Below are 18,935 nucleotides of genomic sequence, written 5' to 3'. Positions count from 1 at the left end.
AATTCATAAGTTAAACCCTTAGCAAGTATACAACTTTCCTCTACGGTTGAGAAGGTATGAATAATGCTTTTTGTTTATAGAAAAGGAAGGGAATCCGTCCCAGCATCCCGTTACGATTCTTATATACGCGAACACACACGTGCCTTCAGTTTTCTCTGATTTTTCCTCTTCCGGTTCGAAAAGAAAGATCATATCAATCGATTCTTCTACGTCTTCAATCGTAGTATCTACTTTCCCCTCAATTGTAAACAGATGATTCGCTATATTCTTAATTCGTGGTTTGCCTGCCGGATCAATTCCGGATCCACTCGTCCTGAAATGACCTCTTCCGTTGTTACTTTGAGGATACGGGCCATGCTTTGTCATATCCCATGATAGGTAGACCACCGGAACTTCCATCTGGGCAATTTGGTCAGCCATCTGACGCATAAACATCGATTTTCCGCTGGAGACGGGGCCATACACGAAGTACAAGTATTCTTCCATAAACGGCACAAGATTTTTTGCATTGATGCAATCAATCGTATCCTGCAGTAAATCGAGAAATTTCTGCTTCGGGTTTTTTATTTCGGCAAACAAATAGCTGCTCCACTACGTATATATATATATAAAACACACAGCGCATGCGCTGTGTGTTTTGAACATCAACCTTATGAAAAATGCTGACACAGTACTTTAACCGCATCATCCGCAATAACGACAGTCCCGTATTCCTGCAGTACATATTTCGTTACCGTGGAAGCTTCCCCGTATTCGGAAAGAATCGAAATCAGGTTATCGTAATCCTTTCGCTCCATCTCTAATTCTTCAAGGAAGAGATAATAACGTCCGTTGTACGCATAGATGCTGCCTCCATCAATTAATTTAGCATTAATCCGGTGAGCAAGCTCCACCAGGTGTTCGAAATCAGAGAATGAATACACCACGTCATCGCTTTCTTCAAGCGTGACCTGCATTTCATATATATCATCGTAGTCCATATCATCGGAACTGTCGGTTAAATCTGTTTTGCCGCGTGTTACAATCACTACCATGCCCTGAGCAGGTAGAGAAAATACTTCAACAGCTACCGGACCATTGACACTAAAACCCACTTCTTCGTGTGCCTGATCCATCATATCATTGAATAGTTCATGCACTTTGGGGATGTCACGCCACATATCGTCTTTTTCTATTCCTCGTTCAACCAGGTCATCAAAGGTTAAAAAAATCCTTATTTTGTCCGTTCCCAGACGTTCAACGCGCATTTTTGCCCCTCCCTCCGTAAATCCGGTAGTAATATTAGAATACGTTCTATCTAACTGTTTTGTTAAAAATATATTTCAATTTTTTTTAATGATACCATGTAACGCGAGAATGGTACAAGGTTATATTTCCCGAACCAGCCAAGTAAAAAACGTACCGAACACTCAGTACGTTTTTACCTCCTTAATTTTTGCCTGTATTGTCCGGTATAGCTGCCGAAGCTCCATTACATCACCCTGTGCGCGCATCTCGCGAAACTGATTTTGAAATGTTGTCGCTTCTACCACATATCCGATCTGATATAAATTTTCAATTCCCTGCAGGATACGGGAGACGATGTTCGATTTATATTCAAACAATTGCTGGGCATCCCGGATCTCATCACGAATTTCGGACATTTCAGTGTCGAGCAGATAGGCGGCCTCTGCCGCTTTGCGCAGCCGTTCTTTAATATCTTCCGGAATGTTTTTTTCGTACTTATAGCTAAGGGAGTGTTCAATTGTGGCCCAGAAGTTCATCGCAAGCGTACGAATTTGAATTTCCGCCAGAAGTTCTTTTTCCCCAAGGGAAGTCTGAACCGGGTACCGGATTATAATATGATAACTGCGGTAACCGCTTGGTTTTTGGTTATTAATATAATCTTTTTCATAAACAACGGTCATATCATTTCCATCACGCTGGTGAATTAAGTCCACGACCCGATATATATCCTCCGCAAACTGGCACATGATGCGTATGCCGGTAATATCCTCTATTTCTTCAAGGCGATCCAGCGGGATATGCAGCTTGTTGGCTTTTTCCAGTATGCTGGATATCTTTTTAATTCGTCCGGTAACAAATTCTATCGGTGAGTATTCATCTCTTTTTTTTAATTCTTTGCGAATACTTCTGAATTTAACTTTTAATTCTTCCATTGCTTGCTCATACGGGATAAGAAACTGTTCCCAAAATCGATCATCCACCGAACCCTATACCCCTTTCTTGCAACAGACATCCTTTAGTATTTTATCATATTCCGGTCAATTTGGAATCACCTCTTCCAGCAAACTCCATTTATATACAACCTCATTTCACTACCGTAGCCAAACCGGCAAAATAATTATCATGCAAACTTTTTTATGGCCAAAGAAAAATCCGGAAAGGGTAGGCCCTCCGGATTTTATGATGTGGTTTTATAGATACTCGTTTTCGTGCTTGGCTTTGAGTCGGTTCCATCTGCGTTCCACTTCATCACCGAACGATTGGAGCGCTGCTTCATACTCAGGTTTCGTGAGGTGTTTTGTTTTCCCCATCAATTTGAGCCACTCTTTCACTTCAATCCGCTTGTTTTTTTCCTCCGGATTGTACGTGATATTAGTAATTCCCTGCTCAACCTCATACAGTGGGAAGAAGCATGAGTTAACAGCCGCTTCCACGATCGATCCGCCCTGTTCATCCGGGGACTTCCAGTTAAGTGGACAGGCAATGAGAATTTTTCCGTACACGAGGCCAACATTTTGTGCATACCACTGCGCTTTAGCGGCTTTTTTCAAAAGGTCCTGCGGGAAGGCTTCCGTTCCGGTAAACACATACGCAATATTGGTCGCTGCCATAATTTGCGCCGTGTCTTTGTGGTGGAATCTCTTGCCGCCCTGGCTCTTGCCAACATTGGAAGTTGAGGTCATATGACCGAGCGGTGTCGAGTAGGAAAGCTGGCTTCCCGTATTCATGTAGCCTTCATTATCGTACTCAAGGATGATCATTTTGTGGTTGCGAAGAGCCGTCCCAATAGCGGGTCCCATGCCGATATCCATCCCACCGTCTCCGGTGACCATGACAAAGGTAAAGTCATCAGCTACTTCGATTTCACCACGGCGCTTCCGTTCGAAGAACATCTCTACTGCACCGGATAACGTAGCTGCTCCGTTCTGGAACAAGTTGTGAATATACGACTGTTTATGTGAACTGTACGGATATCCGGTCGTAACAACCATCGCGCAGCCGGTCTGGAACAGGACGACAATGTCGCCTTCAATGCCTTTAAAGAACAATTCAAGCCCCGGGAAAATCCCACAGCCCGGACATGCCCCGTGCCCCGGCGCGATTCGCTTCGGTTTGCCCATAAGCGCACGCATCGGCGGAATTTTCACATCAAGCTTTCCTGTCGTCTCATTTGGTTTGACCGTAATGAGTCCTGTTTTAAACGCATCTCCATGCAGCGGTTCAAGCACACGCTTCGGCGTTTTTTCCGGGTCTCCCGGATTATGCCCGAAGTAATCAAACGGCTTAGGTGCATAACCGAGATCGGCTGCTTCAATTGCGAGATTGAAGAACGCCTGCGCATCATCGTGGTAGAAGTCTTTCCCGCCGACACCAAAAATACGACTGATTACAATCGTCTCGTTGCCTTTTATCTCCTGCAGAGTTGACTTCAACTCATGCGTTAAGTTAGCGCCGTGTCCGCCGTATGAATCCGCACGCTCACCGATAAGAATGGCTTTCAAGTTTTTGCAGGCTTCCTGGATTTCTTCTTTCGGCCATGGGCGAATCACATTAGGACTGATTACGCCGGCTTTAATGCCCTGTTTGCGCAATTCATCCGCAACGTCTTTGGCACTTTCTGCGGCTGAATTCAGGAGGAATACAGCCACTTCGGCATCTTCCATACGGTATAAATCAAGGGTTTCATACTTCCTTCCGGATATTTTTTCGTATTCAGCTGCTATTTCTTTAAAAATCTCACCGGCCCGGTACATAGCTTCCGATTGCTGGTAGTTATTATTGATAAGGTCAGGGTCGTTCATATACGGACCAATCGTAACCGGGTTTTCAGGATCAAGGGCGTGCACATATCCCGTCGGCATTTCCCCTACGAATTCCTGCACCACTTTTCGGTCTGCAAAATAATTAACACGCCGCTTCTGGTGGGAGGTGAAAAATCCGTCGTAAGCCACCATGACCGGCAGACGTACGTCTTTATGTTCAGCTACACGTAAAGCGATAATATTCATATCGTAAACGGCCTGCGGGTCACGTGCAAGCAGAATGGGCCAGCCAATATTTAGCCCGTAATAGAGGTCGGAGTGGTCGCCCCGAATATCAAGCGGGCCGCTAATTGCTCGGGTAACAAGATTTAAAACCATCGGAAAACGGGTTCCGGATTGCACGGGAAGCTGTTCGATCATATAAAGGAACCCGTTGGCGCTTGTCGCATTGAACACACGTCCGCCGGCTGCGGCCGCCCCATAGCAGATCCCCGCGGATCCATGCTCACCGTCTGCCGGAATCAGCACGATATCGTGCTCTCCGCGAGCCTTCATCGCATCCAGGAACTGAGCCACTTCCGTGGAAGGCGTAATCGGGAAATATCCCATCACATGATAGTTAATCTGAGCGGCCGCCATCGCCGCCATTTCATTTCCAGACTCAAATGTCAGCTTTTGCTCGGGTTTTGTTTCCTGCCCGCCATTCAGCGCAGCTTTTTCTTTTTCATAATCGATTGCCATTTTCTCTTCTCCCCCCGTCACTTTAGTTAGAGGCTAATACAAATTTATGCGGAACTCGATGTTCTTCGGCATACCCGATATCTTCACGCATTTCCGATAACGCTTCAACAGGACATGCCTGCACGCATTTTAAGCATCCTTTGCAGTATTGATAGTCAATTCCGCTTAAGAACATCTGAGGACGGCCTTTTTTATCCTGTCCCTCTTCCCATACGAAGCAAAAATCCGGGCAAACCGTATCGCAAGCCGCACAGTGAATGCATTTGTCCGCATGGTATTCAGGTAAAAATCCCTGTCTGCTGCCGCTCAAATCCTTAAGAATGCTGTTGCCAGGGTTTATGATGACTCCACCCATCGGCTGGGTCATGTACCCCAGGGCAGGAACCGGACGAACGAACAGCTTTCCTTCTGCCCCTTCAGAAGCTTCATACGTTTTAAAAGCCACTTCATTATATCCGCGGTCAAATGTGCGAATATTCGGTTCAACAAGATGTGGATATTTTTTCTCAAACGTTTTCCGGATGACGTTTTTCATCGCTTCCGGATCGAGAAAATCGCAAACCCGGAAGAGCGCACCTAACATGGCGGTGTTAACCTTTGTTTTTTCCTCCACAGCGATGCCGAGAGCGTCAACAATCGCAAGCGTTCCATGTTCGAGGTTCACCGATTCGCGCACCTCATCATAGCTGCGTGTCGAGTTGACCAGGACAATTCCCTCGGAATCAAGACCCGAAACAACATCCACTGTTTTATAAAGCGCTTCATGGAAAATACCGACAACATGCGGGCGCTCAATTGGGCTTGCCGCCCGAATATTCACATCCGGATCGCTAAAACGAATAAACGACTTAACGGGAGACCCTTTCTTTTCCGAACCATATGACGAAAAATTCATTCCATTTAAACCTAGACCTAACACTCCGGCTTCCGCCAGCATTTTTCCGGCCAAATTCGCTCCGAGCCCACCGATTGACTCCAGGCGAATTTCATAAAACCCAAGTTCATTTTTCTTCGGAAGTATCGACATCCCCTATACCCTCCTTTAATCACTGGACAAAACAGCAGTTAGAATAATTGATACACATTTCTTTTTTCGATTTTTTACAGACTCTCTTCCCACAACTTCCCATAAAGTTTATTTGGTTTACTATAGGATTATGGAATTGTTTTCAATCGATATTTAGATTATAACAGACATGATTTCATATGACAACAGTTTTTACGTTATCTTTAATAAAAATGGTCCTTCATTTTTAAATCGCTTTCTTTCCTTTCTGGATAAGGATACTTTTTAAACTCATTGGTAATCTATATGAAAAACAGATATATAACAATTATAAAAATAACACTGGTACAGAGTTTAATTATAACTATTAACAACATATTTAAATTAATAAATAAAAAAACTCAGCTGGTCGCCAAGCTGAGAAATTCTGTCACTTTAATAGAGTGTATTATAATAATGTATTGTTTGATATATAACAGTCATTTTTGTAAACTTTTATGAATCCAGATAGCCGCCTGCGCTCCGTCTCCCATCGCAATGGCTACAAGCTGGGAGTGGGCCACCACGTCCCCGGCTGCCCAGATGTTCGGGACATTCGTCTTTTTGCTTCTTCCGTCTACCGGAATATGACCGTTTTCCAATCGTTCAACCCCGAGCTGGCTTGCCAGGTCCGATTGCGGCTCGTTGCCTCCAAACGCAATAAATCCTTTTTCACCTTCGATAATTTCGCCGTTTGTTAACTCCACAGACGATAAGGCTTGCAAATCCGCATAATTCACCCTGCGGATCGGCCCCTCTACAATGGCCACGCTTTTCTCCTTGCATTTATCCAGCCAATGCGGGGACACTGGCCGGCTATCCGGCTCATGATTGATATACGTAACTTCTTTCGTCCAGTAAAGCAGCATACATGCCAGAGATGCACCGACATCTCCGGCTCCAAAAACCAGCGTTCGCTTATCTTTGATTTCATATCCATCACAATCAGGGCAAACATAAACAGCAAGGCCAAGCACATCTTTTAACCCTTCTATGTTTTCCGGAATTTGATCAAGTAAACCGGTACTTATGAGCAGCCGCTTTGCTTCTATCATCGTTCCGTTGCTGCATTGAAGAACAAAAGAGTTCCCTTTTTTATAACCACCGATCACAGCGGCTTCCACGAATTCCACTCCAACTTCACGCGCCTGGTTCCACCCGACCTCACGAAGCTGCGGGCCGGAAATACCGTTAGGCCAACCAAGAATATTTTTATAGTTCTTTGCCATCAGCGAGCGACCATGATGGCGATCAATCACGACGGTATTGTGCATATAACGCCCCAGTATAACGGAAGCCTGCAGCCCCGCGATTCCACCGCCTATCACCGCACAATCATACATGTTTATCACACCTTTCCTGGGAACAAGCCTTTTCCCCTTATTAGTGTTACCCAAAAAAAGAAGAACCGCCACATCCGGTATGGCGGTAATGTGGCGGTTTTCTATCTGAGTTACTGTTTATGAAATGGACGAAACGTTATCCTTAGACGATTCATCTTGGAACGATTCATTCTGCTTCTCGTTTATGTTTGTCTCCTGATCCTGCTGCGCCTGTATGTCCTCTGCCAATGGTGATGTGGCGGCGTCATGCTGCAAACCGGCTTTATTTTCGATAAAAATCTGGTGCCAAAGCATAAAAATCAAGAGGGTCCAGAGTTTACGGCTGTAGTCTGCTTTGCCGTCGCGATGATCCTCCAGCATGGAACGCACAACGTCCTTGTTCAAGTATCTGTCGACCGCCGCGCTATCAATTAAGTCTCGCGCCCACTCATACCACTCGGCACGAAGCCACACGCGGGTCGGAACCGGAAAGCCAAGTTTTTTTCTGCTCTGCACGTCAGCCGGCAAAAATTCCTTCATCGCTTGACGCAGAGCATATTTTGTTGTTCCCTCTGCAATTTTATACTTCGTGGGAATCGTCGCCGCAAATTCAAATACTTTCGGATCGACAAACGGAACCCGCACTTCCAGTGAATTGGCCATCGACATTTTGTCCGCTTTCATTAATATATCCCCGCGAAGCCATGTATGGATATCAACATATTGCATGCGTGTGACATCATCGTAATGATCTGTATTCTTATACAGAGGAGCCGTTACGGTACGGGCCGTCTGATAAGGAACCGTATCAAACAGTTCAGCTTTTACAATATCCCGCTTTGCCTCATCCGTAAAGATCTTCGCATTTCCAAAAAAGCGTTCCTCAAGCGGGGTCGTGCCTCTTTCAATATAACTTTTTCCTTTCATCCCTACCGGCATGCGTGACGCTATGCTGCGTAAAATGGTACGGACAAACCGCGGGAGCCGCTGGATATGGCGCAAATCATAAGGTTCCCGGTAAATGTTATAGCCGCCAAAAAACTCATCGGCCCCCTCACCGGAAAACGCGACGGTTACATGCTGGCGGGCGAGCTGGGATACAAAATAAAGCCCTACCGCCGCCGGATCTGCTACAGGTTCATCCTGGTGCCATACGAGTGAAGGCAGCGCGGCAAGGTACTGCTCGGCGTTTACGCGGATCTCATGGTGTTCCGTCCCGAGATAAGCAGCCGTTTGCCGGGAGAGATCAAGTTCACTGTAACCGGGGATTTCAAATCCGACCGAGAACGTTTTGGTCGGTTCCAGCCTTTGCAGCAGAGCAACGAGTGCGCTTGAATCGATACCCCCGGACAAGAACGCGCCCCGCGGCACATCGCTTATGCGATGCAGCCGTACCGACTCTTCCAAAACATGCTGAATTCCCTCAATATAGTAAGAGAGAGGCTTGTCCTCCGGTTTAAATTCGACCGTATAGTACCGTTCGATCGTGAGTGTATCATCTTGAATCACAAATTGATGTCCGGCTTCCAGCTTATGAATCCCACGGAACATGGTGGCAGGTTCCGGTACATACTGATAGGTAAGGTAATGATAAAAAGAGTGAATATCCACTTCCCGTTCGGTCTCACCGGATTCCAGAAGCGATTTAATCTCTGAACCAAACAAAAAGCTGTCAGGGGTTTCCGTCCAGTACAACGGCTTAATGCCAAACGGATCGCGTGCGCCAAACAATAGATTGCGCTTCAAATCAAGAATCGTGAAACCAAACATGCCGCGTAAATATTTCGGACACTCCATCCCTACTTCCTCGTACAGGTGAACAATTACTTCCGTATCGGACGTCGTTTGAAACTCATGTCCTTTATCGGCCAGCCAGGCCTTTAATTCCAAATAATTATAAATTTCACCGTTGAACGTAATCCAAATATCACCGGCCGCATTGCTCAGCGGCTGAGCACCGTGCTGCAAATCAATAATACTAAGCCTGCGAAAACCTAATCCTATATGATTTTCCACTAAAAAGCCCTCATCGTCCGGTCCGCGATGCGCGATAATGCGAGTCATTTTCTCAAGTTTCTCGCGTGAGACGGGCTTTTGCTGTTTGTTATAAACAGTAACAAATCCACACATTGATTGTAATCTCCTAGTCATTCACGTAATAACTATAAGTCTACCCATAAATTCTTAAAATCAAATGAAAAACTTCCATTCAAAAAAACTTCTGGCCCTTACATGAAACAGTACCAGAAGTTACCAAGATTATTTGATATACGTGATCGCCTGGCTTCCCATCTGCTCCCATGCAGCTTTAAAGCTGGGAAGCGGCATCCTTCGATTTTTCACACCGGCCAGCGGATCATTAAAATATACATATGAATCATCATATCCTGTTAACAATACGGAATGTTCTTTATATGTAGTGCTAATCTTTCCCGTTGGCGTATCCCACGTTTGAAAATAGCTGTCATCCAGAGGTACAAATTCGGCATTGGAAATGATCCATACAGGCCTTCCCTTTTGTATCTGGTACAAAATATCCGAGAAACCGATGCCTGTTAAATCCACAATTCGATTGGGCAAATATTTTTCTGCCAAATCTTTAATCGGCCCGTGAAAGACACCAAACCCCGGATCATCAAGCGAGGTCATGCTACCGACAAAACCGGTATTCGGATTTCCAAAGTACACCTGACCGTTCTCTTGCGTATAAGGTGTAGTATCCCTTGCTACTTCATTAGCAAGCGTCATTTTGTCCACTTGAATGCCGGCAGACCCAAGAAGCATCGCGAGGCTGGTCACTTCACATCCCCGCGGCAGTTCGGGCAGCTGTGAAAGTAGCGGGGCATCCACCTGCGCACTGCCTTTTAGCGGGTCTCCGCTATTCCAGATGAGCAGGTGGTCGATATGTGTGTAGATGGCAGCAGACTTTGCTTTCCTCGCATAAGAAAGCGCCTCTTTATATGTAGAAAAATCACTGGCGTAGCGGCCGTTTGTATATACGATAAACGGACCGTAATTATTCCACAGCTCATCCCCCTGCTTTTTTCGCACGGATGCATGAGTGTGCTGCCGCGCATAGTTAACCGCCTCTTCAAACGTCCCAAAAGACTTTAATAATGTATTATACTCATATACTTCAAAAGTTCTCGCCGGTTGTTCCCTCACTTGAAGCTGCTCTACCGTAGACTTAACCTGGGAGCTTTTAAAAGCGAACGTAAACGTCGGATCTTCATTAAAAACATACCCCAGTGCTGCAAAACACAACACAGCGAGAAAGAATATTTTTTTCTTCATCGACTTTTCCCCTTCGATCGATTTCCTCTCTCGTAACATATACTACCACAAAAAGGACAGAAGGGGATAAGTGAATCGGGTTTTTATAGAAAATCCGACATTGTTTTTCGCAAATTTTCTTCTTTATGGATGAGTTCATATGTGTATCCTTGCTCTACAAGAAACATCTGCCGCTTTAAGGCATATTGTTCCTCATTGGAATTCGAAGAGACAACCGTGTAAAAATACGCATGGTTGTTCGCTTTCGGGCGGAGAATCCTTCCGAGGCGCTGCGCCTCCTCCTGACGGGAGCCAAATGTTCCGGACAACTGGACGGCCACATTGGCGTCCGGCAGATCCACTGCAAAATTAGCGACCCGCGAAACAATTAATCTTCCAAGCTGTCCACTGCGAAATTTCGCGTACAATATTTCCCGCTCCGCATGAGGCGTTCGTCCTGTGACGAGCGGAATGCCTAACTCTTCTGACAAAAATTCCAATTGGGATACGTATTGTCCGATAATAAGCATCTGGTCATTCTTGTGTTGCAACAGCAGTTCCTTAATTACTCTGATTTTCTCGGAATTCTCCGAAGCGATGCGGAATTTTTGACGCTCCCCCGCTTCGATATACGCGCGCCGCTCTTTCCCTATAAGCGGAACCCGAATTTCCGTGCATGAGGCGCGCGCAATAAATCCGGCCTCCTCCAGCGTGCGCCATGGCAATTCATATTTTTTCGGGCCAATCAGGCTGAACACATCTTCTTCCCGCCCATCTTCCCGGACAAGAGTGGCCGTCAATCCCAATCGCCTTTTCGCTTGAATATCAGCGGTCATACGAAACACAGGAGCAGGCAATAAATGAACCTCATCGTAGACGATCAACCCCCAGTTTCGTTCGTGAAAAAGCGCAAGGTGAGGAAAGTCACCGTCCGTTTTTCGGTAGGTGATCATTTGGTATGTACTAATGGTTATCGGACGCACTTGTTTTTCCTGGCCTGTGTAAACTCCAACCTCCTCTGGCGTTAGCGATGTCCGCTTGATAATTTCTTCCCGCCATTGGTGAACGGACGTAGTATTGCTTGTCAAAATCAGGGTCGCCATCCCCACCCTGGCGATAGCGGCCATTCCTACGATCGTTTTGCCAGCGCCGCAAGGGAGAACGATCACGCCATTACCCCCGTAAACGGTGCCACCCGCATAGAAAGCATCAACCGATTCTTTTTGATAGGAGCGAAGAGTGAAATCGGCCGTCTCCTCCAGCGTTACCGCCAGCGGCTCTCCATCTGTGTAGCCGGATACGTCCTGTACGGGATATCCGAGTTTAATGAGCGACTGTTTAATAGCTCCTCTCAGATATTTTGGGATAACCACTGTACGTGCGTCGATTTGCCGGAGCACAAGGCGGGCAATCGACGTATACCCGAGTAGATCCGTTATGATCTCTTCCTCGCATGCCGTTAGAATCAGTTCATCATTAACAAGGGTGAGCTTCAATTTACCATAGCGCGCTACGGTATGGTGTATTTCCTGAAAAATATGGCGCGGCATTTCATACTTCGAATACTTCAGGAGCGTCTCGATAATTGCCTCCGCTGTCAGACCAAGGGACGCGGCGTTCCAGAGAGACAGAGGGGTCATGCGATACGTATGGATATAATCCGGGCTTTTAACCAACTCCGCAAAAGGCAGAATTTCATTTCTCACCTCGCGGTAAAGTGGATGGTTCACTTCAAGCAGTAGGGTTCGATCTCCCTGGACAATTAGCGGATTATCGTTCATATTCATTCCTCCATGTTATCGGCCTGGTTTCTCAGAGCCTGCATCACTCTATCTTTTAGTATGAACCAAAAAACCACCCGGTTGTTAACGGGGTGGCATGGGAATAGCAATGACGGTTCCGACTATTACATTCGTGGTATCTTTAATCCCATTATAATTGGCAAGGTAGTATTGATATCTGCCTGTTTGATAATACCGCTTAGAAATTTTATACAACGTCTCACCCTGCTGAATTCGATGATAAACCACGCGGTTTTTTTTCTTCCGCGGTTCTGGGCTTTCTGCTTCTGCACGCTTCGTTGTTAGCACAGCGGAAGATTCCGGCTTGTCCGGTTTCGCAGCGGGTGCTTTTGCAGACCCCGTGGCGGAAGGTTGAGCCTTCTTAGAGACAGCACCGACTGCCGATACTTCGGCAGTCGGTGCTGGCGAACCCACCTTTGCCTCTTTCGAATCCTTTGGTGCAGGAGGAACGATCACGGTCGGTTTCGCGGCTTCATCGGTTTCCGCAGGAGGACGTTCCTGTACCCCCTTTACAGGCTGTATATTTCCGGCTGCGGCCGATGCTGCCGTTGGTGTACTTTTCTGCCCCTGTAGATACCACCATCCTCCTCCCCCAATGGCGAGGGCCAGCACAACAGCCCCACCGATATAGAAGGGGGCCCTCTTCATCGGTGGCGCTTTCGCGTGAACCTGGCTTCGGGGCGGCAAGGAGCTTGCCGGTGTCATGGAATCCACCGAAGACGAATCGTTCACCTCATCAGGATCGCGCTTTACTTTTTCACGAAACACTTCGGCTTGGTCACGAATATCGACTTGGTTTTTACTCATTGCTCACGCCTCACTATTTTCATATATTCTACCTTCTCACCTGAGTTCCGTAGTTCGATTCGACTTTCTGGAGTTAATTCGACTTCCGGCATTAAATTCCTTCCTTCTTTGGAACAAACCAACCACGGCGCGTAAAACAACCGAGGACAAAGTCAACGAGCGAATGGGCGAGAATCACTGTCCAAAGCGTTCCTGTACGTATAAACAACCAGCCAAAAAGAAGGCTGATCAGGATGACGGACACCAGCATGACCCATTTCTTTAAATACCGCACATGAATCAGCGCAAAAATAGCGCTGGATATCCAGATGCCAAGCAGCGATTGAATAACACCGCGAAAGAGGATTTCCTCCGATATCCCGACAAACACGGACAGGACGGCTATGTGCCAGTAAGGCATGTTGCGAAACAGCAACTGGTTCAACCCGCCATCATCAAACCATTCATAGGGCAGCGCAACCGCCATGATTACCTCAACCAGTACAACAAGCGCTGCGGAAGCTGTACCATATATAATAATTTCCTGCGGATGAAGCCAACCGAACAGGTATTCCAGGGTCATTCGCTGCCTGCAGAACAAATAGAAGACAAGCAGTCCAACAAACAAAAGAATCGTTTGAGAAATATAAACATTGATAATCAGCGTACGACTGTCTATTTCTTTTTTCTGTAAACCCATACGCCTTCCTCCCGGGTTTCGGTTCAAACGTCTCGCATAATAAAGTGTTTTGCATTGTATCCATCATAAAGGCAGTAAGCGATCCAGCTCGCGCTCCCAGTCCCACACCGCCTGATCCGTATGCGGAATGGCCGAAGCCGGTTGAACTTCATATAAAGAGTAGTCAATCCCACAGCGGTCACAACAACTCGCGAGGGAACCACTGTGTGATTGGGAAAAATAATCCCCTATTTGCCGGCGTCGGCAGGTACGGCTTTCAATCCACCGTTCCATTTCTTTTAATCTACCATAACGCAATTCCCGCCGCTTCATCATTATATCAAATAAATTCTGGTAATTACCGGATATCCGGTCCGCCACTCCAAATGTCCATCCATCTTTCGTCCGTTCCAGGCTGCGAATCCAGCCGCCCTTTTCCATATGGTAGAGGAGAATGCCAAGATGCAGTTCGTTTAGCCCCCACTCCTCAAGCGCCGCTATCGATTGGACGGTGCTGATATTCCCCTGATGACCGGCGATATAGTGAACAAAATCCCGCGTTTGCGTGATGTCGGGATATTCCTCGGCGATTAACTGACGGGGGAGCGCCATATCTTCCGGCATATAAAGTAAACAGGTATACCCCGGCGCACCGTCCCGTCCGACACGACCGACTTCCTGTAAATACGACTCCATATCCGTAGGAAGGTGATAATGGATGACAAAGCGAATGTCTGATTTGTCAATTCCCATTCCAAATGCGTTCGTCGCAAATACGAGAGTAATCTCTCCGTTTAAAAATTGCTGCTGGACAAGAAGTCGGTCGCTTGCCGGCATTCCTCCGTGATAGTACGCGCACGAAATACCGGCTTGTTCGGCAAGCGCACACGCCCGTTCCGCACCATTGCGGGAACGGAAGTAGACGAGACCGGGTCCCTGAAGTGAGCCAAGCTTATACAACAGCACTTCATCCTTTTCTTTTTTGTCGCCCACGAACTGTACGTCATAACAAATATTGCTCCGGTTCAATGAATGCTTGACGGTATGAGCCGCCGGAACGCCAAGCTGTAAGCAAATGTCTTTTTGCACATCAGAAGTAGCCGTCGCTGTCAATGCCATCACCGGTGGGTCTCCCAAACGGTGGATACAGTCCTTCAACCGCTGGTAATCGGTGCGGAAATCATGCCCCCACTGGGAAATGCAGTGCGCTTCATCGACAACAAAAAGGGACACGGGAATACCCGCGAGCTGCTGCATAAATGAATCCTGCTGCAGCTTCTCGGGAGAAACGTACAGAATTTTTATCTTTCTATCCCTTAGTTTTTTCATCTTCCATTTATATTCCTCAGGCGCTAACGCGCTGTTTATGTACTCGATTCCTCCGATTCCTTTGCTGCGCAATTGGCGTACCTGGTCGGCCATCAACGAAATAAGCGGAGAAACAACAACCGTCATGTAAGGAAACAGGAGGGCCGGCAGCTGGTAGCACAGTGATTTCCCTCCGCCGGTTGCCAGAATGCCAAGCACTGATTCCCCGCGCAGAGCATATTCGATAATTTCCCGCTGTCCCGGCCGGAATTCACGATAAGAAAAATAGTGCTCCAGCGCCTTTTTTACCGTTTCCTTCATCATTTTGCATCCACCCCTTCCACAGCGGCCTCCCTGCAGGTACACGCCAGCCTGATCTCAAGGAACGTACAGAATTCACCTGTAATTTTTTTGATTTCACCCAGTTTTCGTGTGTTACGCTCCCTCATAATACGGTGAATATAGGCAATTTTTTCTCTTGTGACAAAGCGTGTAATATCAAAGGCGGGGTCCGCAATGGCAATCTCAACGACGTGGTCTTCCACCGTCCCTTTTTTTAAACGGCGGCGGTGCCCAATCTCGTCCAGCGATAATCCCGCATCCAGCATCTGCTTTGTTTTCCGCGACGTTTCGCTAAGGGCGGCGGCTTGCTCCTGGGCCCCGAGCAGAAAAAATAAGCAGGGGTTTGAATCCGCCTGCCTCTCGTCCGTTGTTGAGAAACCGTTCGTCACCTGTGCAAGCCGTTCGGCCGCAAGCCTGAGCAGATGAAATCGCACAAAATCCGCGGATTTTCCCAGCCGATGGGCCAGTTGAGGATAGGTAAGGCCTGTCTTGTTCCTGCCGCTCAAACGAAACAGGAGGATTTGCTGCTCCCAATCTTCTAATCGTGTCATCCATTCGGCGATTTCCCGTTTTAAGTTCCGGGACAGCTCCAGCGGCTCATGGTGACCGATGAGATATTTTACATCCTGCTGGATGATTCGTTCTTCAACAACAGGAGAGAACTTCCGATCCCGCTGGGAAAGATAGGACAGCGTCTGCACGAGTAACTCCAGCCTCTTCCAGAAGCGTACGGCTCTGCGCCTGTCATGGACGGATTGAATCACACGCAAACCGGATTCATAATGATATGTCTCTTCCCATTTCCGTAAACGTTCCTCACCGGTTTCCGTACAAACTATCGTTTCGTTTCGTAAGCCTTTTTCTATTCCATTTCGCTTGTCCGCTCTAATCGCCGTCCAACCCCTGACGATCGTTTCCTTTACCAGCCCCTCGATTTCCTCATAGGTTAAGGAAGAAAAAAATCCGTAGAGGAGAGAAACGCCAAACAGCGCCGCATCCTGAATGACCTGATGATTTTTTCTGCCTTTTAAAAGATGAACGAGCGCTCTTGGTGAGCGGTTCCCTGCAAAACGTTCGGCCAGCAATAAAACAATTCCATATGCATACGTCTCACTCACGATGTGTCACCTCCCGAGCAAAGAACTTTCCTATGTGTCATTATACTACACGGGTGGCAGCATCAGGAGTCAGCGTCTTTTTTTCATTCATTTTTTTAGGATATGGCTTGAAATTCACTCCCACAATGTCTAAAATGATGTATGAGAAGTAGCAGAGCTTTTCGCATAATACGTGGAGGTGGAAGAGATAATGACAACTTGGGTTGATAAAGACACTTGTATTGCTTGTGGGGCTTGTGGTGCAACTGCACCGGATGTATTTGACTATGATGATGAAGGCTTAGCATTCAACAAAATTGATGATAACAGCAACACCGCTGAAATCCCTGACATCTTGTTTGATGATGTTCGTGACGCAGCTGAAGGTTGCCCTACGGATTCCATTAAAGTTGAAGAATAAGAAGAAATGATACAAAGCCTGGCCGGTTACCTGCCAGGCTTTTATTATGGATTTTATTATAGAGGCGAATGGTCATATCAAGTGTGAAACTTCGCCTGGTGAGAAAAACTCGCGGGCGTTGCCGCTCGTCCTTTTTCTGCAGGGAAGCGAAACGGCCGCTTAGTGACCGGAAGGTCGGACCGACAAAACATCCGGGTACCTCAATGATGGAGACAATTGTCGGTCTGATCGACCTTCCGGCCACACGCTCCACATCGAAAAAGCAACGTTCGGCACACTCCCGCGAGTTTTTCTAAGGTGACCCATGGAGGAAAGTATATGTTGCTTTAACACTGTAAAGCAACATATACTTTCTTTAACGGATAAAAAAACGTGCGTCTTCTCCTTTCGTTGATAAATGGCTGGGCATATATGGATTTAACCCATGTATAGGGTACTCACCCATACACATATGTACTGACGTGCATAAATTGCTTATGTAAAAACGAAAGGAGGAGATTTGATTGGCATATGGCGGACTTGGTACTTTCTTTGCACCTGGGAATGAAATTGGGGTAATTCTTGTGCTCTTTATCTTACTGGTGGTTATCGCTTGCAGCTGCGGCGCATTCGGCGGTGGCTATGCTGGCGGCGCAGTTTAATTCTTAAAAAGCGCCCGGGATCGGGCTCTTTTTTTCGGTCGGGGTTATGGAAAAGCACTCGTGTGGGCTTTGGTGGATTTTCTGACCGCAGGAAGAAGCGCCCATACCAAATGTTAAAACTGCTCATACTCTATATTACAATCATGGAAAGGGGGAATCATGATGGCAGGATATGGCGGTTTCTGGTCTAACGAAGTTGGGGTAATCCTTGTGCTCTTTATCTTACTTGTCGTTATTGCATGCAGCTGCGGCGCATTTGGCGGCTATGCTGGTGGCGGAGTTTAATCATTAAAGCAAATAAAGGGCTCAGTTTCTGAGCTCTTTATTTGCTTTCTCACTTGTTTTAGTAAAGTTAAAATTTAGCAAGTGTGGTCGATGAAAATGTATGCAAGTCCTCTTTTGCCTTTTCTGTTATCTGAAATCCATTCCGCATTTTTGTGACATCCCCGCTGGATATTCCGTTTAATTCCGTACGTACTCCCTCTATATATTTCATAAGAATGTTTTCGTACTGGACCTTTATTTCATTTAATGCAGGATGGTCCGGGTGGTAATGATTATGCATTTGATTCCAGATATAAAGAAGCTGTTTCTTCGTATCATTCATCATATCGACCGCGTCGTCCAGTTCATCATTTTTCTGGGCTTCCGCGATTCCCTTGTCCAATGTTCCGATAATTTGCCCGGAGGTTTTAACGGAATCTTTAATAACCGAGAGGAAGGCTTGATCCGTTTTGCTAAAAGACGAATCGGCGGAAGGTCCGCCGGGAGAAGCCTGTCCCTGCGTTTCTTGCCGGGCCTGGTTTTGAGCCTTGGAAGGTGGGTGAAACGTACCTTCAGAAAGGTGAGCACAGCCTGTTCCTACTACTATGGTCAAGATAAATATAGCAATTAAAACCTTTATTTTTTTCATTTCGACCATCACCCTCCACTGTTACGAATGACTAACCATACAGAGGCGCGAACTTTTACTTTCTTTGTGCATCCCTTTGTAATCTTTAAACCTCTCCGCTTCAAAAACGTGATGAATATAAATCTTCCCGGGCATATATTCACTCCTCGTTAAAATAGTGAACTTGGTTTGAGCCGCAAATTTGTTCCCTTTATATATGTATAGAAGGCATCGATAATTATTCCGGAATCCTGCTCTTTCTCATAAGAAAAACCGGGCAAAAACCGCCCGGTCCTTTTTTGTTTAGAGAATATCCGATAGTCTGTACTTTATGCCATGTACTCCCTCATAATATTCCGGATACATTCGTCCACCACATTTTTCGCATGAAAACATCGGGGGAGTGGTTGGATCTCCATCGTCCATTAAGTCAAAGTCCCTTACAACACTTAAAGGAATTTCCTCTTTTTCATGACACGTTAAACAAACAAAGCTGACGCTCTGTTTCTTGGACTGGTTTAGATTTATGTTTTTCTTCTTTTTCTTCCCTTTTTGACGGGTTTTTGATACCGGTGAGATCGCTAATCACCCTTTCTA

At 46.5% G+C, this 18,935-nt stretch carries 18 protein-coding genes; 4 read left to right on the top strand and 14 right to left on the bottom strand.

Going from position 1 to position 18,935, the window contains the following annotated elements:
• Positions 1–18: 18 nt before the first annotated feature.
• From H525_RS0118900 to H525_RS0118835, 13 genes are all read right to left on the bottom strand, one after another.
• The gene (locus H525_RS0118900; RefSeq protein ID WP_027417460.1) at positions 19–579 is read right to left on the bottom strand and encodes a hypothetical protein; all 561 of its coding nucleotides are present in this window, start codon (positions 577–579) and stop codon (positions 19–21) included.
• Positions 580–650: 71 nt separating this feature from the next.
• On the bottom strand, positions 651–1,247 hold the full coding sequence (locus tag H525_RS0118895; RefSeq protein WP_027417459.1) for a genetic competence negative regulator: 597 nt from the start codon (positions 1,245–1,247) through the stop codon (positions 651–653).
• 162 nt (positions 1,248–1,409) lie between these two features.
• Positions 1,410–2,207: a GTP diphosphokinase gene (yjbM, locus tag H525_RS0118890; protein WP_027417458.1), complete on the bottom strand. Its 798-nt coding sequence runs from the start codon at positions 2,205–2,207 to the stop codon at positions 1,410–1,412.
• A gap of 210 nt (positions 2,208–2,417) precedes the next feature.
• The gene (locus H525_RS0118885; protein WP_027417457.1) at positions 2,418–4,730 is read right to left on the bottom strand and encodes a transketolase C-terminal domain-containing protein; all 2,313 of its coding nucleotides are present in this window, start codon (positions 4,728–4,730) and stop codon (positions 2,418–2,420) included.
• A 22-nt stretch (positions 4,731–4,752) separates the two neighbouring features.
• Complete coding sequence (locus tag H525_RS0118880; RefSeq protein WP_027417456.1) at positions 4,753–5,757, bottom strand: 2-oxoacid:acceptor oxidoreductase family protein; 1,005 nt, start codon at positions 5,755–5,757, stop codon at positions 4,753–4,755.
• A 458-nt stretch (positions 5,758–6,215) separates the two neighbouring features.
• Entirely contained in the window at positions 6,216–7,118 is a 903-nt protein-coding gene (locus H525_RS0118875; protein ID WP_027417455.1) for an NAD(P)/FAD-dependent oxidoreductase, read from the bottom strand.
• Positions 7,119–7,235: 117 nt separating this feature from the next.
• Positions 7,236–9,227, bottom strand: a complete 1,992-nt coding sequence (gene asnB / locus H525_RS24835; RefSeq protein ID WP_081413506.1) for an asparagine synthase (glutamine-hydrolyzing) — start codon at positions 9,225–9,227, stop codon at positions 7,236–7,238.
• A gap of 129 nt (positions 9,228–9,356) precedes the next feature.
• Entirely contained in the window at positions 9,357–10,391 is a 1,035-nt protein-coding gene (locus H525_RS24830; protein WP_051331169.1) for a C39 family peptidase, read from the bottom strand.
• 83 nt (positions 10,392–10,474) lie between these two features.
• On the bottom strand, positions 10,475–12,151 hold the full coding sequence (locus tag H525_RS0118860) for a DNA repair helicase XPB (RefSeq protein WP_425387752.1): 1,677 nt from the start codon (positions 12,149–12,151) through the stop codon (positions 10,475–10,477).
• A gap of 84 nt (positions 12,152–12,235) precedes the next feature.
• A complete protein-coding gene (locus H525_RS0118855) occupies positions 12,236–12,979 on the bottom strand; it encodes a LysM peptidoglycan-binding domain-containing protein (RefSeq protein ID WP_027417453.1) in 744 nt (247 codons plus the stop codon).
• A 91-nt stretch (positions 12,980–13,070) separates the two neighbouring features.
• Complete coding sequence (locus H525_RS24825) at positions 13,071–13,658, bottom strand: CPBP family intramembrane glutamic endopeptidase (protein ID WP_051331168.1); 588 nt, start codon at positions 13,656–13,658, stop codon at positions 13,071–13,073.
• 63 nt (positions 13,659–13,721) lie between these two features.
• Entirely contained in the window at positions 13,722–15,269 is a 1,548-nt protein-coding gene (locus H525_RS24820; protein WP_035102020.1) for a RecQ family ATP-dependent DNA helicase, read from the bottom strand.
• Complete coding sequence (locus tag H525_RS0118835; RefSeq protein ID WP_027417452.1) at positions 15,266–16,405, bottom strand: YpbB family protein; 1,140 nt, start codon at positions 16,403–16,405, stop codon at positions 15,266–15,268. Before H525_RS0118835 ends, H525_RS24820 begins: the two co-directional genes overlap by 4 nt.
• Before the next feature lie 190 nt (positions 16,406–16,595).
• On the opposite strand from H525_RS0118835, the gene H525_RS0118830 reads away from it, so the two are divergent.
• From H525_RS0118830 to H525_RS29095, 4 genes are all read left to right on the top strand, one after another.
• Entirely contained in the window at positions 16,596–16,805 is a 210-nt protein-coding gene (locus H525_RS0118830) for a ferredoxin (RefSeq protein ID WP_027417451.1), read from the top strand.
• 98 nt (positions 16,806–16,903) lie between these two features.
• Complete coding sequence (locus H525_RS27625) at positions 16,904–17,101, top strand: hypothetical protein (protein WP_155837446.1); 198 nt, start codon at positions 16,904–16,906, stop codon at positions 17,099–17,101.
• A gap of 207 nt (positions 17,102–17,308) precedes the next feature.
• The gene (locus tag H525_RS27620) at positions 17,309–17,446 is read left to right on the top strand and encodes a sporulation protein YjcZ (protein ID WP_211237042.1); all 138 of its coding nucleotides are present in this window, start codon (positions 17,309–17,311) and stop codon (positions 17,444–17,446) included.
• 159 nt (positions 17,447–17,605) lie between these two features.
• Positions 17,606–17,731, top strand: a complete 126-nt coding sequence (locus tag H525_RS29095; protein ID WP_155837444.1) for a sporulation protein YjcZ — start codon at positions 17,606–17,608, stop codon at positions 17,729–17,731.
• A gap of 67 nt (positions 17,732–17,798) precedes the next feature.
• On the opposite strand, the gene H525_RS0118810 is transcribed toward H525_RS29095, so the two are convergent.
• Entirely contained in the window at positions 17,799–18,359 is a 561-nt protein-coding gene (locus H525_RS0118810; RefSeq protein ID WP_155837442.1) for a flagellar basal body-associated FliL family protein, read from the bottom strand.
• Positions 18,360–18,935 lie beyond the last annotated feature (576 nt).

It is taken from the genome of Aneurinibacillus terranovensis DSM 18919 (assembly GCF_000430625.1).
Classification (GTDB): Bacteria; Bacillota; Bacilli; order Aneurinibacillales; family Aneurinibacillaceae; genus Aneurinibacillus_B; species Aneurinibacillus_B terranovensis.
The sequence above is the reverse complement of the archived record's forward strand: the minus strand, read 5'-3'. Positions and strand labels throughout refer to the sequence as shown.